A 14146-nucleotide genomic window follows, 5' to 3' on the forward strand; every position below is an offset into this window, starting at 1 on the left:
TGAGATTTCATTTTTAATTAACTTTCCATCATTAATAAAATATAAGTTGGGTACATTTGAAAAATCACTTTTATGCTCCAATGCTTCAATTAGACGTAAGCGTAAAATAAAACCCACCTTGAAAGCAGGGCGGGCTTTGTGTAAATCTTATTTTTGAATGCGGCAGCCTGACGGCAAGGTGCTCGACCAGGGAAGCAACTCATCTAAGGCGTTTTGATCTTGGATATCTACATTAGGCAGTTTCTCAAATAGGTACTGGAGATAGTTAAATGGATTAAGGCCATTTTCCTTGGCTGTTTCAACGATGCTGTATATCGTTGCACTGGCTTTGGCCCCTTTGGGGGTGTTGGCAAACAGCCAGTTTTTTCGTCCTATTACAAAGGGTTTAATCGAACGCTCACTGCGGTTATTGTCCAGTTCTAACCTTCCGTCTTGCAAGAAGGCCGTCAGTTTATCCCATTGGCTGAGGCAATAGCTAATAGCCTGACCAAAAGCACTTTTCGGCAATACTCTTGGCTTTTGGAATTTTAGCCATGCCAAAAAAGCCTCCAGTATTGGACGGCTGCGCTCTAACCGAGTTTTGTATCTTTCCTCCGGTGTAGCATCGTGTATTTCACGTTCGATGGCAAAGAGTTGGTTGCAGAACTCCAATCCCTCTTTAGTGGCTACCGCTGCGTTGCGCTTTTCCACGGGTAAAGCTTTAAGCGCTTCATCAAACTTACGCCTGGCATGGGCCCAACATCCAACTAAAGTGATGTCCGGCAGTCCGTTATAGCCTGCATAACCGTCGACGTGCAAATATCCCTTAAAACCTGATAAAAACCGGCAGGGATGCTTGCTCGCCCGGGTCGTCTGGTAATCATAGAGGACTATTGCCGGGCCTTCCCGTCCGGTACGGTAAAGCCATAGGTAAGACGTGCTTTCTGCCAGGCGGCCTGGTTCACGCAGTACTTGCAAGGTAGTTTCGTCAGAATGCAAGATATCTCGCTTCAGCAGATGCTCGTGCATCCTCTCGTAAAGGGGGTATAACCAGCGTTCCGCGCCCTGAACCATCCAGTTGGCCAAAGTCTGACGCGATAGTTCTATACCAAGACGGGACAGCTGCTGCTCCTGACGATATAGCGGCATGCCTTCCACATATTTTTGTGTCATAATGTAAGCCATGGCTGAGGGGGAAACTAAACTTCCCGACAATACAGGCGTAGGCATGGGGGCAATTACGATAGGCGTTTGAATGTTCTCCCGCTCACAGTGCCGGCAAGCGTAGACATAACGCACATGTTTGACTACATAAGCCTGGGCAGGGATGATCTTAAGCTCTTGCCTTACCTCTGTGCTCATTTCATGTAGCGCTCCACCGCAGCAGGAACACACCTGTTCTTCGGGAGGCAGGCGGTATTCGATGGTCTCTACCGGCAGGTTTTCCAACTGCGACTCACGGTGCCCTTGTTTCTTGCGACGACGATAGGTAATTTCCTCAATTGTGGGTTCTTTTAAAAACGGTTGAGCCTCCGCTTCCGCCTCGTTAAAAAGCTGCAGTTGATCTGGGTTAGTCTTCTCGCTGGAAGTGCCAAATTGTCGGTGCTGGCTTAGGTGGAACTGTTCCATAAACCAGTTTAGCTTGGCGGTAAGTTCTGCGTTTTGCTGCTCCAGTAAAGCGCATCTATTTTGAAGTTCTTCGATGGTTTTGGCTGTATTATTCATAAAGTTTTGATTCGACATAGGCCCTCTAAAAACCTTTAAAATCTAGACTTAAAGCCAAATAAAAAGGTTACAGCACTGTCCGTGCAGTAACCTTAGGGTGAGCCTGACGTTGCTGAAGGGGTAGGCCGTCGAGTAACCAGCGTAACTCCCGGCGAGTAATCGTTGTGACAGCGGCTGTACTGTTTTTCTCCGGCCACTGGAATTTTCCTTTCTCCAGCCGCCGGTAATGAAGCCAAAACCCATTATGCTCCCACTGGAGGATTTTAAGTTTATCACGTTTTCGGTTACAGAATACAAAAAGGGCAGGAGAGAAAGGATCTAGTGCAAATTCCTCCTTGACCAAAACAGCTAACCCATCAACGGACTTACGAAGGTCCGTGCTCCCGCAGGCCAGATAAACCCGTTCTAAGCTTGATTCACCTATCATTGTCAATTAACGCTTTCACAACGTCTACTAGTAATTTTGGATCAAACCCTGGCTTGACTTCTACAGCGACCTGGCCTACCCTTACTAACAAAGAAGTTTGAAAGCCTGCATCGCTAAGATCCAATGGTAGCCAAGATAATGTAGTCACAGTGGATGTCTGTTTCTCTTTTCTAAGTCAATATCTTAATTGATGGAGCTTTACGTTGTTGGCCACACACCATGCCGGTGCACTCTGGCCGCTCTCTTTAAATTCCTTTACCCTGGCTGCCCAAAAGTCTCGTAGTTCTTCTTTAGTCATGAAAAAATCCTCCTTTATCGACTCTATTTTGCTAAGAGTATCTCATAAAGAAGGATCACGGGCTAGGTGGGAGCTATTTGACGCTTACGGTACATTTGAAAAATCACTTTTATGCTCCAATGCTTCAATTAGACTATGCAAAGCTTTTTCTCCTTCATATACTACTAATGAATCGAAGATATTAAAAAAAGGATGATATGTCTCCCACTCTTTTGCTAACCTAGTTATAAAATTTCCCCCAAAAGTCACATGAATATTATTACTGCGCTTTTGATCTTTTATTAACTTTGCCAAAGTTAAAGCAGGTACTAGCTGAGAGCTACCTGTCACAGAAAATCCTATTAAATCGTAATCACATTTATTTAATACATTAAGAATTTTCTCTTCATAAAACTCAATAAAAGGATTGGCCTTTCTATCTTCTAAAGCTTTTAATATTTGTTTAGTGGAGGTTTTTGAATATTTAAATTCAACCTTGTTGAAATCTAGAGATAGTCCTTCGTAAGCAGCTTCAACTAAATATAAAGCATCAATTAATGTATTTTTTGCTTTCTCTCTTTCCTTTGGTTTGAAAAATTCCTGACTTCGAATAATCCTTTTTGCATCATCAATGTTTGAAATTACTGGTTTCAAAAGTAATGCTTTTGCTAACTTTTGATAGAGTTGTTTATCATAACTACCTAAATTTTTTTGAAGATTTAATTGACTAAAACGATTCAAACATTCTTTATAAATTCTATTTAAAAATTCTGGGGATAGAGTATAATCATAATATTCAGCGTTTAAATCAGTAATCTCGATTTCGATATCGTTATGTTCTAAATAACCTTTTAAAGCTGGTAAAGCTAAATATGGGGCAAATGGTACCCATCCGGGTGGAAAAATTAATAATGTTTTAATTGGCACACAGAACCCTCCTTAATTCTTTTAGGAATTCAAAGTACTCTAAAAAATCTATTTTAAACTCTTTGTTATTTATTCACAGAAAAATTGTTCTAGTTGAATCCCCCAATGAATTCAGTAAATAATAAAAATACACTAATAAAGAACGGTATTAAACCCAAACTTAAAATTGTCAAAGTTAATCCTATTTTAGCAACCATTAGTGCAGAAAATGTCATAGATATTATAATAAAAAAAGAAGTGAGCGCCTGACTTAAGGAAAGAGTATTCATGGTCTTTTCTTTTTCAGAATATTCTTGAATAAATGTAAGTATAGAATTTTCTTGCAACCCATTGCCGACTCCTACTAAAAAAATGGCCATCAATGATAAAATCAAATACTCTGATAACCCAAATAATATTAATGACAGAGCAGCGCTTAATGTTGCTACGGCATAAATTAAATAGTTAGATATATATTTGTTTAAAAATGGTGAAATAATATTTCCTATTAATAACCCCCCCCTAAAAAAGACATAATATATCCATAAACAATATCCGGGGACCTAAAAATATCTTTGGATACAATTGGAAATAAGGCATTAAGAGATCCAAAAGCCAAACTACCTAATGCATCACTAAATATTAAGTTGCCTAACCTTTTTTTGTATATAACATCTTTAAATAAACTAAATTTAAATACTAAATCCCTTGTTTGTTTTTGGTCTTTTTCTTTTTCTTTTCCTTTTCGAATATCAATTTTACTACTTTCTATAGTGATCTTAGATAATGCAAACATAGAAAATATAAATGTAACAGAATTAAATATTAATGCACCTTCTTTTCCTATATAATTATAGACAACGCCACCAAATATTGGCCCAACTAGCATAAATAATTTATTAATCGACCCAATATAACTATTAGCCTCTGAGAGTTGGTGTTTATCAACAATAAGTGAAACTAATGAATATTTACCAGGGTTAAAAATAGCTGTTCCTATATAGTTAATAACGGTTAGCATATAGAATTGTAAAGGCTCAGTAGCAAATATAAATCCCATGGTGGATACACTTCTTAAAAAATCACAAAAAATCATTATTTTAAGAACGTTAAATTTGCTAATGATTTGGTTGATCAAAAACGGTAGTAAAATACTTGGGAGAAAACGACATATCATTAAAACTCCTACTGAAATTGGATCATTTGTTAAATCATATAATATTATTGGAATTACAACGTAACTTGCCCAATCCCCCAAAACTGAAACTGTTTCACCAATAATCAACCATTCTAGGTCACTTTTTTTAAAAAAATTAAATGTTTTCATTTTTGCTTCTCCAATAAATTAATACCAAAAGAATGCATATCTTAAGTAGAACCGAAAATGCATTATTTTAGTTTTTAGTCTAAAACGTTGAAACCTTTAGTTATACATGCAAAATTTTAACATATAATTATTACCAACAATGTCGTTATTTGTAATTTGAAAGTAATTTTTCCTACTTACTTTAGGTATTTATTACATAATGGAAATGGACAAGTTGCAAATAAATTCCCTACTTTTGCGCGCGGAATTCCCCAAATTTGCATAGCTCATTGCCGACACCTAACAGTTTCGATGATGATAAGATTGATCAGGAAAAGCAAAAACAATTTGAACGGTATTGGAAAGTCTTTAAGAAAGAATTGAAAGCTAAAGTTTCAGTTAAAATTATTGATGACAAAGGCTATAACCTTAAGCTTGATTTATAACAGAAACATTCTTATGAGGAAGGTTTCAAGTGAAAAAATACAAAAAATTAATTGCTATAATGTTAACAATCTGTTTGCTATTCCCAATATTAGGTACCACAATGGCAATGGCTGCCACCTTTGTTGCAGCATCCGGTACCTTTTACTATGATCCCTGGTGCTCAGATTATGGAATTAAAAGACAATATTTTACAATAGAATATCAAGGAGATGAGTATGAAGGTGTCGAGAGTGGGTCTAGTTACCAAGCAGTAGAAAAACAAGATTTTTTTATGTAGAGAAGCGCAAATAATTACCCAATTTGGCCATCTGAAGTTGGAAATGGTGATGGCATTATAGAAAAAGTTGAACTTCAAACAAGTACAGCGAATGGTTCCCTAGCGAAAAAACTTCTTCTGTAACTACAAACACATTTTAAAACATTCTATTTGCATTGCTTTCCAGGATGTCAAAATAATTATAAAAATATTCTCTGGAGGGGTACATGCTGAAAAAATATGTTTATATAATATTGAATGTTTCTACTAATTGCTGCTTACTCCTGTCAATCAAAAAACACTATAGATTTAGAGCTAAAAGTTCCTGAGGCGATGATTATTAATTCCTCCGAATTCATTCAGAAAATTGAAAAATTAAAGTTACAAAGATCGGCTGGGTCTAATGAGGAATTAGTAAAAGTAATTTTTGAGAGCAGAGAAGTTATAGACGATGAGCAGCTAATCAACGAAATATTTAAAGAAATAAATAGCCTTAAAGCTCGGATTATACGTGATAAAAACTATAAACCTAGCCATGAAATATTATTTTCTTTTGATTTAATAGACAACAAAGAGAGAGGAGTTGAAGGAACTAGTTATAAGAACGATTTAAGATATATTATCGTAGCAAAGGATAAATCCATTGTGATACCATTGTTAACCGAAGACGGTAAATCAGTTTTTTTTGCTAAAGCTAAAATTAGCCAAGAATTTTTTAATAAATTAAAAGCTCTTGAAGAAGTAAGCGTCAAATAGCTCCCACCTAGCCCACCATCCTTCTTTATGAGATACTCTATCAAAATAGAGCTGATAAAGTAAGTCTCGATTTTAAAGGTTTTTAGAGAGCCTATGAGGAAATTACCTATCGTCGTCGCAAGAAACAAGGGCACCGTGAGGCGCAGTTGGAAAACCTGCCGGTAGAGACCATCGAATACCGCCTGCCTCCCGAAGAACAGGTATGTCCCTGTTGTGGCGAATCGTTACATGAAATGAGTACCACCTGTATTGTCGGGAAGTTTAGTTTTCCCCCTCAGCCATGGCTTACATTATGACACAAAAATATGTGGAAGGCATGCCGCTTTATCGTCAGGAGCAGCAGTTGTCCCGTCTGGGTATAGAACTGTCCAGGCAAACTTTGGCCAACTGGATGGTCCAGGGTGCAGAACGATGGCTGTATCCCCTATACGAGAGGATGCACCAGCATCTGCTGAAGCGAGATATCTTGCATTCTGACGAAACTACCTTGCAAGTGTTGCGTGAACCAGGCCGCCCGGCAGAAAGTACGTCTTACCTATGGCTTTACCGTACCGGACGGGAAGGCCCGGCAATAGTCCTCTATGATTACCGGACGACCCGGGCGAGCAAGCATCCCTGCCGGTTTTTATCAGGTTTTAAGGGGTATTTGCACGTCGACGGCTATGCCGGCTATAATGGGCTGCCAGACATCACGTTAGTTGGATGTTGGGCCCATGCCCGGCGCAAGTTTGATGAGGCGCTTAAAGCGTTGCCGGTGGAAAAGCGCAATACAGCGTAGCTGCCAAAGAGGGATTGGAATTCTGCAATCAACTCAGGGAGGAACTTGCCAGAGGGAAATCATTGTAGCTAACAGCTATCAGCCATCAGCTGGCAGCTATTAGCTATTAGCTGTCAGCTATCAGCCTTCAGCTTTTAGCTTTAAGCTATTGGCTATTAGCCTGAAATCCTTAGCTTTTGGCTTAGCAGAGTTGCTGATTGTCACTTGAAAAAGACAAAAAATCTGCCCTTACGCAGAGCAGATTGCTAGCCGAGATTTAAAAACTCAAGCAGATATAACCAATTAAAGAATGCAAGCTAAAGATTGGCAGCAACTAGCCGTTAGCTGCTGGCTGACAGCTTAGCTTTTAGCTGATAGCTACTAGCCGCTAGCTGCTGGCTTACAGCTGACGGCTAGGATCACCGGCTACTGGCTATTTGGCTGCCGGCGGTTCTTTTCACCCTTAAAACAGGTATATTGCACACCAATGCTACTGAATCGCTTTCGTTAGCGAAACTAACTTCCAGGTTGTTTCGGTCAATCTCCATATATTCGGAAATTACCCTGATTAGATCTTCTTTAAGGGACTGTAGTATCTGTGGTGACATATCGGCCCTGTCATGAACCAATACCAAGCGCAACCGCTCCTTTGCCACTTTTTTGCTTGCAGAAGCCGTATCCCTTCCAAATACCCGTTGTAAAAATTCTAACACTGTTCCACGCCTCCTGTCCCGAAATACTTACCCTACTCCGAAGAGCCTTTTAAGCTTACCCATAAAACCCTCGTTTGCCTCCAAATTCATTAACGGCACATCTTCACCGGTAACCCGACGGGCAATATTGCGGTATGCTTCCCCGGCTTTGGAGTTCTTATCTAAAACAGCAGGCTCCCCTTTGTTGGTGGAAATAACTATGGCCTCGTCCTCCGGAACAACGCCCAGAAGCCCAATTGCTAAGATATCGATCATGTCATCGATATCCATCATATCGCCTTTTTTGACCATATTAGGCCTCAGCCGGTTAATAATCAATTTGGGATCTCTAAGTTCAGCAGCTTCCAATAAACCGATAATCCTGTCCGCATCCCTGACAGCCGCTACTTCGGGAGTCGTTACCACAATAGCCTTCTCCGCTCCCGCGATAGCATTTTTAAAGCCTTGCTCTATACCTGCAGGACAATCAATGATCACATAATCAAAATCACCCTTGAGCTGGGCGCAAAGTTCCTTCATTTGCTCCGGGGAAACCGCGGTCTTATCCTTTGTTTGGGCTGCGGGAAGGAGGCACATATCTTCAAAACGCTTGTCCTTAATCAGCGCCTGCTTTAGCCGGCAGTTGCCGTTTACCACATCTACGATATCGTATACAATTCTGTTTTCCAAACCTAAAACCACATCCAGGTTACGCAAACCAATATCGGTATCAACCAGCACAACTTTTTTACCCATGGCTGCTAAACCGGTACCTATGTTTGCGCTGGTAGTAGTTTTCCCTACTCCCCCTTTACCTGAGGTAATTACAATTACTTCTCCCATACTTCTTCCTCCTCTTTACGCATATCGGTCCATGAAATGTTTTTAAAATAGATTCAGGTGACGGTTGGAGTTGGGGTGGTATTTTTCAATCACCACAACACCATTTTGAATTCTGGCTATTTCCGGTTGATCCGGCTTGATTTCCTCCCCGTCGGGGGCACGGGTAATATGATTAGCAATCCTTAGCTGTGTTGGCTGTAACCTAAAAGCAGCAACCACCGCTTTTTCGCTGCCCGTAGCTCCGGCATGCGCAACCCCTCTTAAATGACCCATCACGATAATGTTACCTCCGGCCACTATTTCCCCGCCGGGATTTACATCTCCCATTACTACAACATTTCCGGGGTAACGAATACTTTGACCCGACCTTATGGTCCGCTGGATTAAAATTGTATTTTCGTCGGAAATGGCTACATCATCGTGAACAGTACCAAATTCCTTTTGAGCAATACCCAGAGTATCATCTCGGCTAGAAGTTGCCTCGGAAACTCTTTTTTTGGCAAGCAAGGAGGAAGGTTGTCCCATTAATTGAGAATTATTAAATGTCGAGGTTGAAATTTTCATCAACTTTTTCCTCCTAAGATAAATGGTGAAACCCTTGCTGCGCCTGTTAGGATGGCAATTACTTAAAGTAGTACTGAATTACAACTTACAAAGTTAACCATCTATCTCGAAAATAGCTATAACGTTTATGTCCTGTCGCTCCACTGCTCATCTCAGTCCATGCTGCTCGTCCGCTTTCAGTCCTTGCCCTCGCAGGGTGCTCTAAGGATTCAGACAAAGGTCGCTTCCACGGACATAACGTATATAATAATTTTCATTGTACGTCCGGTGCTGCGAAACTGCATGGGGGTCTAAGCTCAAAACAAGTTTCCCAGAACGCAAAAGCATGGCGAAAGTATATTTCTTGTGTCAAACTATTTCTAAAAAGAGTAGCATTTGCTAGTCTTTATGTTTCTACGCAGGTAAAACCAAATCCTGCTATAGATAGAAAAAAACGAGGGGCTTTTTTCCTCGTTTTTCCTGCAAAATCGGACAGATTAACCGAACTGAAGACATGCTTCAACAACACTCACTGCCTCAATTGAGACATACTTTACCTTTCTAATCTTCCATTGGTATTTCCGCCGGAAGATCTTCGTTTAACGGTGATTCCAAGGTCCTATCTTTTATATTTTCATTTACCGGATTAATCCCGAAGTATTCTTCAAATACGGCTTTAGCCACTTTACCTGCTGAAGCTCCGCCGCTTTCCCCATACTCAATAAGACCTGCAAAAGCAATCTGCGGGTTATCATAGGGAGCAAAAGCTACAAATACACCATGGAATTCCTTTCTTTTGTCATCACCGGCCCTGCCTGTCTGGGCAGTCCCTGTTTTGGCGCCAACCTTGATCTCAGCAGGGAAGTTCTTGAATAAACTGTAAGCTGTACCGCCAGGCTGGGTAACAGCCAGCATTCCTTTGCGGGCTTCAGCTAAAATTTGCGGATCTAATGATACTCTATGCTTAAGCTTCGGCCTGAACTCTTTCAGTACTTTGCCGTCAGGCGATATGATTTTACTGACCAGGTAAGGTTGATAGCGATTTCCACCGTTAGCCAAAGTGGCAATATAGTTGGCCAGTTGTAAAATAGTATAGTTATTGTCCCCCTGACCGATAGACGTGTTATAAGTTTCGTAAGGCCTCCACTTTACATAGAAATCATAATCAATTTTATACCTTGACTCTTCTATTTTTAAGGCTTGCTCTTTCTCCCTCAAAAGCTGTTTGCGCTCCCTTTCATTGTCCGCCTGCTCCAGGAGCTTCCCGTATTTAGCTTCGATTTCAGCCACCTTTTCTTGGTGCTTTTCTTCAACCCAGCTTTCATTCAGTTCAGCCTTCCGTTCCGGTGAAGGCAGTATTCCGGCAGCCTCACCTAAAAGATCGCTGATACCGGTTTTTTCTCCCAACCCGAATTCTTTGGCCACTTTATCAATCCACTCTATTCCTGCTTTTTCGCCCGCATACTGGAAAAAAGTATTGCAAGAGACCGCAATAGCACGGTAAAAGTCTACCACCCCATGCACATCCCAGCACTTAATATATGGTGGCTTCCAATACCTTCCTGTACAGGTGACTTTATCGGTGGCCTTGACGTTACCCGAGGCCAGAGCAGCCATCCCTGTAATCATTTTAAAGGTTGAGCCAGGTGGATATGTTGCCTGTATTGCCCGGTTAAAAACGGGCAGCAGTTTTTGGTCATTATAGTAAGAGAGCTTCTGAGCAAAAGAGCCGTCTACAAAGTCATTAGGGTTCATGTCCGGTTTCGAGGCAATGGCCAGAATTGCCCCTGTCTTTACATCAATTACAACGGCCCCGCCGGCACCGGCTTTTGGAAACTTTTTCTTCACCTCAGCAATCACTTCATCCATGGACTTTTCCATAACCTTCTGCAGTTTACCATCAATGGTTAATTGCAGGCTGTTCCCTGGAACCGGTTGGATGTTCAAAGGCAATTCCCCTACCACCTGCCCCCTGGCGTTGACTTCAACTTGCTGGGCGCCTTTCTTTCCCCTTAAGCCTATCTCCTTGCCGCCCTGGAAGACAAGCTCATAAACTCTTTCCAGACCGGTTTTCCCAATCTTGTCATTTAAGCCATAGGTATCCCTGCCGTACTTCTCCAGCTCCTGTTGATCAATCCGCCCTATAAAACCCAACAGATGGCCGGCTAAACTGCCGTTAGGATAATACCGCATGGGCTGCTCCAAAATATTCACTCCTGGCAATTCAGGCCGGTTTTCTTCAATTCTGCTGATTAATTCAACCGATTCTTTCCCCCAAGGTATTGTAACAATTTCCACCGGTTCAAATTTACGAGTGTGTTTTTTAACCTTATCCCTGATAACATCAGCGGTCAATTCCGGCATTTGTAAAATTTCCGCCAGTTTAACAATTGAACGTTCTTGCTCCTCTTTATCATCCAGGTGAGACAGGGAAATGGTAAAGACCGGCTTGCTTGTAGCCAAAACTTGATTATTCCTGTCGAGAATATCACCTCTCCTGGCTTCAATTTCTAAAAGCCGGATCCGGTTTTTTTCTGATTTTGTTTGAAATTCCTCAGCACCGATTACCTGTAAAAAAAAGAGCCGTATGCTTAAACTGGCGAAAATGAAAATAATCGCCACCAAAAATAATTTAAGAGTGCGTTCCAGCCTCTTGCGCTGTTCATCCATAACGGCCCCCCCTTATTAGTTGTTAGTTGTTAGTTAGTCGTTAGCCTTCAGCCTTCAGCTATCAGCCGTCAGCATTTAGCAGCTAGTTGCTGATGGCTGGGGACTAGGAACTGAGGACTGATGACTCGACCAAAGGCCGAGACTGGTAACAGGTGACCGGATTAATACCGGCTCAGCCTCAAGTATCCTTTTGTGGCCGAGTGATAAAATTTCCCGTAAAAGAGCGGTGCAAGACAGGCATTGTATAAAGCTGTAGGTAAGGTTACATCCCAGACGTAAAAGGCCAGATTCCGTTCCACCCCGGCCAGTCCCGCTAAAAAAACGTAGAGAATATTGTTTAAAAATGTGGCAGTAAAGAGACCGAAAACAGGAATAAGCAGATTTTCCTTAAATACCTTGTTTTCGCCCATGCCGACCAGGTAGCCGGTGAGCATTTTGGTCAATGCATTTAAACCGATAAACTTGCCAATAAAAACATCTTCCACCAGTCCAAAAACAAAGCCAAGTTTGGCACCATGATAACATCCGTGCAGCAAAGCATTGAATACCACTAATATTAAAAGCAAATCGGGTTTAACACCCGCCACTTTAAAATATTCCAGGACAGTGGATTCAAGTATTAAGCTACCCAGTAAAGAGGCTCCCAAAATTACAGTCCGCATCCTACATACCCCCTTTTACTGCCTTAACCACCATCACTTCCTCCAAGCGGTCCAAATCAGCAAACGGTTTGATCAGAGCCCGCTTCATCAAGCCGTTGGGTTCAGGTTTTATTCCAACCACATAGCCAATCCGCAGCCCCTTTGGAATTACCTGGCCCAAACCGGAAGTAACAACCACCTGATTTTCCCGTACCGGGGCATCATAAGGCAGGTGGATCATCTGCAGCAAGCCTGAATCATCTGTGGTACCCTCTACTACCCCGGGAAAACGGGAAGCCTGAAGCAAGCCTGCCACAGCCCCTTGTCTGTCCAAGATTAAAAGCACTTCTGCCGTGTTTTCGCTGACGGCGCTAATCCGGCCCACCAAACCTTGGTGGGTAATTACGGCCATGCCTTTCTTTAGACCATGGCGACTGCCTTTATTGATGGTTAAGCTCTGATTCCAGTTTTTAATATCCCGGGCAATCACTTCTGCGGCCTCCAGCTCAAACTGGGAACCAAGCATTTTTTCCAAACGCAGCAACTGCCGCAAGCGCAAGTTTTGCTGTCTGTATTCTTCCAACTGGTTGTTTTCTTCGGTTAAACGCTCAATCTGGCCCCTCAAGGCCTTATTTTCTGCCTGTAGATCTTTGAAAGACAGAATGTTGTTCACTACTGTGCCGGTAAAGCGAGTTACAGTCGTAACCCCGCTTTGCAGCGGGGCTAAAATATCCCGGAACCAGATTTCGACCGGGGTCAATGCATTTCTCCCGGGCGTAGAAAACCGTACAGCAAATAAACCTACGCCTATGAGAATTATAAAACCGATCAGAGATTTATTAATACGAACACGGGCCAACCTCAACCACGCCCCTCTATCCTAACCTTTTGGGGGATATTAACACTCTCTTCAATACTTCGATATTTTCCAAAACTTTGCCGGTGCCGTTGGCAACAGCAGTTAACGGATCATCAGCCAGGTGTACCGGCATACCTGTTTCTTCGCTGACTAAACGGTCCAGCCCCCAGAGCAGTGAACCACCGCCTGCCATCATAATACCGCGGTCCATAATATCGGCCGCCAATTCCGGCGGGGTTTTTTCCAGGCACACTTTAATTGCGTCCAAAATGCCGGAAACAGGCTCAGCCAGTGCTTCTTGCACTTCCAGAGCACTGATCTCAATGGTCTTAGGCAAACCGGTAACCAGATCCCGCCCTCTAACGGGGTAAATACGCTCTTTTCTGATGCGGTCCTGCTCCGTATCGCCAAAATAGGCAGCACCTATGTCAATCTTAATTTCCTCTGCTGTGCGCTCGCCAATCATCAAGTTATATTTGCGTTTGATATGCTGCACGATTGCCTCATCCATTTCGTCGCCGCCAATCCTGATTGAGCGGCTGGTCACAATCCCGCCTAAAGAAATAATGGCAACCTCAGTGGTGCCTCCCCCGATGTCTACAATCATATTTCCGGTTGGCTCGTGAACAGGAAGTCCTGCGCCAATAGCTGCCGCCATGGGCTCTTCAATAAGATAGGCTTCCTTGGCACCGGCTTGTAATGCTGCTTCCTTGACTGCCCTTTCTTCCACGGCTGTAACCCCGGAAGGAACTCCTACCACCACCCTGGGCTTTGATAACAAGGATTTTTTAACCGCTTTCCCGATAAAATAGCGCAGCATGGCCTGGGTAACGTCAAAATCTGCAATAACACCGTCTTTTAGAGGCCGGATAGCTACAATATTGCCCGGAGTTCTGCCGATCATCTTTTTAGCCTCTTCCCCTACAGCCAGTACTGACCCTGTATCCTTTTGCATGGCTACTACAGAAGGTTCCTGCATGATAATACCTTTGCCCTTTACATGTACCAAAGTATTGGCCGTTCCCAGATCTATGCCCAAATCTCTTCCTAACAACATTGCAT

The 14146-nt window shown here is 42.3% G+C and carries 14 protein-coding genes and 1 pseudogene; 3 read left to right on the forward strand and 12 right to left on the reverse strand.

The genetic code is table 11. From position 1 onward, the window contains the following. Positions 1 to 147: 147 nt before the first annotated feature. The 5 genes from tnpC (EYS13_RS07925) to EYS13_RS07940 form a co-directional block, all read right to left on the reverse strand. Positions 148 to 1722 (reverse strand): IS66 family transposase, encoded by a 1575-nt coding sequence (gene tnpC, locus EYS13_RS07925; RefSeq protein ID WP_227767619.1) that lies wholly within the window; start codon positions 1720 to 1722, stop codon positions 148 to 150. Between the two features lie 49 nt (positions 1723 to 1771). After that, positions 1772 to 2131 (reverse strand): IS66 family insertion sequence element accessory protein TnpB, encoded by a 360-nt coding sequence (gene tnpB, locus EYS13_RS07930; protein ID WP_227767622.1) that lies wholly within the window; start codon positions 2129 to 2131, stop codon positions 1772 to 1774. Positions 2132 to 2306: 175 nt separating this feature from the next. Beyond that, on the reverse strand, positions 2307 to 2429 hold the full coding sequence (tnpA, locus tag EYS13_RS16260) for an IS66 family insertion sequence element accessory protein TnpA (protein WP_265332434.1): 123 nt from the start codon (positions 2427 to 2429) through the stop codon (positions 2307 to 2309). 84 nt (positions 2430 to 2513) lie between these two features. Continuing rightward, a complete protein-coding gene (locus EYS13_RS07935; RefSeq protein ID WP_227767624.1) occupies positions 2514 to 3335 on the reverse strand; it encodes a radical SAM protein in 822 nt (273 codons plus the stop codon). A 487-nt stretch (positions 3336 to 3822) separates the two neighbouring features. After that, positions 3823 to 4641 carry an MFS transporter gene (locus EYS13_RS07940; RefSeq protein ID WP_227767627.1) on the reverse strand — a complete coding sequence of 273 codons (819 nt, stop codon included), beginning with the start codon at positions 4639 to 4641 and terminating at the stop codon, positions 3823 to 3825. Positions 4642 to 5095: 454 nt separating this feature from the next. Between EYS13_RS07940 and EYS13_RS07945 the strand changes: the two genes are divergently transcribed. From EYS13_RS07945 to tnpC (EYS13_RS07955), 3 genes and pseudogenes are all read left to right on the forward strand, one after another. Then, entirely contained in the window at positions 5096 to 5344 is a 249-nt protein-coding gene (locus tag EYS13_RS07945; RefSeq protein WP_227767629.1) for a hypothetical protein, read from the forward strand. Positions 5345 to 5581: 237 nt separating this feature from the next. Then, entirely contained in the window at positions 5582 to 6079 is a 498-nt protein-coding gene (locus tag EYS13_RS07950; RefSeq protein WP_227767630.1) for a hypothetical protein, read from the forward strand. 95 nt (positions 6080 to 6174) lie between these two features. Continuing rightward, positions 6175 to 6892: pseudogene (gene tnpC / locus EYS13_RS07955) on the forward strand (IS66 family transposase); the annotation flags it as partial. Positions 6893 to 7255: 363 nt separating this feature from the next. Here the strand turns inward: tnpC (EYS13_RS07955) and minE are convergent. The 7 genes from minE to EYS13_RS07990 form a co-directional block, all read right to left on the reverse strand. Next, complete coding sequence (minE, locus tag EYS13_RS07960; protein ID WP_227767633.1) at positions 7256 to 7549, reverse strand: cell division topological specificity factor MinE; 294 nt, start codon at positions 7547 to 7549, stop codon at positions 7256 to 7258. A gap of 27 nt (positions 7550 to 7576) precedes the next feature. Next, entirely contained in the window at positions 7577 to 8371 is a 795-nt protein-coding gene (gene minD, locus EYS13_RS07965) for a septum site-determining protein MinD (protein ID WP_227767635.1), read from the reverse strand. A gap of 42 nt (positions 8372 to 8413) precedes the next feature. Continuing rightward, a complete protein-coding gene (gene minC, locus EYS13_RS07970) occupies positions 8414 to 8935 on the reverse strand; it encodes a septum site-determining protein MinC (RefSeq protein WP_227767853.1) in 522 nt (173 codons plus the stop codon). 540 nt (positions 8936 to 9475) lie between these two features. Then, positions 9476 to 11584, reverse strand: a complete 2109-nt coding sequence (gene mrdA / locus EYS13_RS07975) for a penicillin-binding protein 2 (RefSeq protein ID WP_227767637.1) — start codon at positions 11582 to 11584, stop codon at positions 9476 to 9478. Between the two features lie 161 nt (positions 11585 to 11745). Further along, the gene (gene mreD / locus EYS13_RS07980; RefSeq protein WP_227767639.1) at positions 11746 to 12246 is read right to left on the reverse strand and encodes a rod shape-determining protein MreD; all 501 of its coding nucleotides are present in this window, start codon (positions 12244 to 12246) and stop codon (positions 11746 to 11748) included. Between the two features lies 1 nt (position 12247). Further along, a complete protein-coding gene (mreC, locus tag EYS13_RS07985; protein WP_227767641.1) occupies positions 12248 to 13084 on the reverse strand; it encodes a rod shape-determining protein MreC in 837 nt (278 codons plus the stop codon). Between the two features lie 16 nt (positions 13085 to 13100). Continuing rightward, positions 13101 to 14141 carry a rod shape-determining protein gene (locus EYS13_RS07990; protein WP_227767643.1) on the reverse strand — a complete coding sequence of 347 codons (1041 nt, stop codon included), beginning with the start codon at positions 14139 to 14141 and terminating at the stop codon, positions 13101 to 13103. Positions 14142 to 14146: the final 5 nt, after the last annotated feature.

Origin of the sequence: Zhaonella formicivorans (assembly GCF_004353525.1) — a bacterium.
Taxonomy (GTDB): domain Bacteria; phylum Bacillota; class DUOV01; order DUOV01; family Zhaonellaceae; genus Zhaonella; species Zhaonella formicivorans.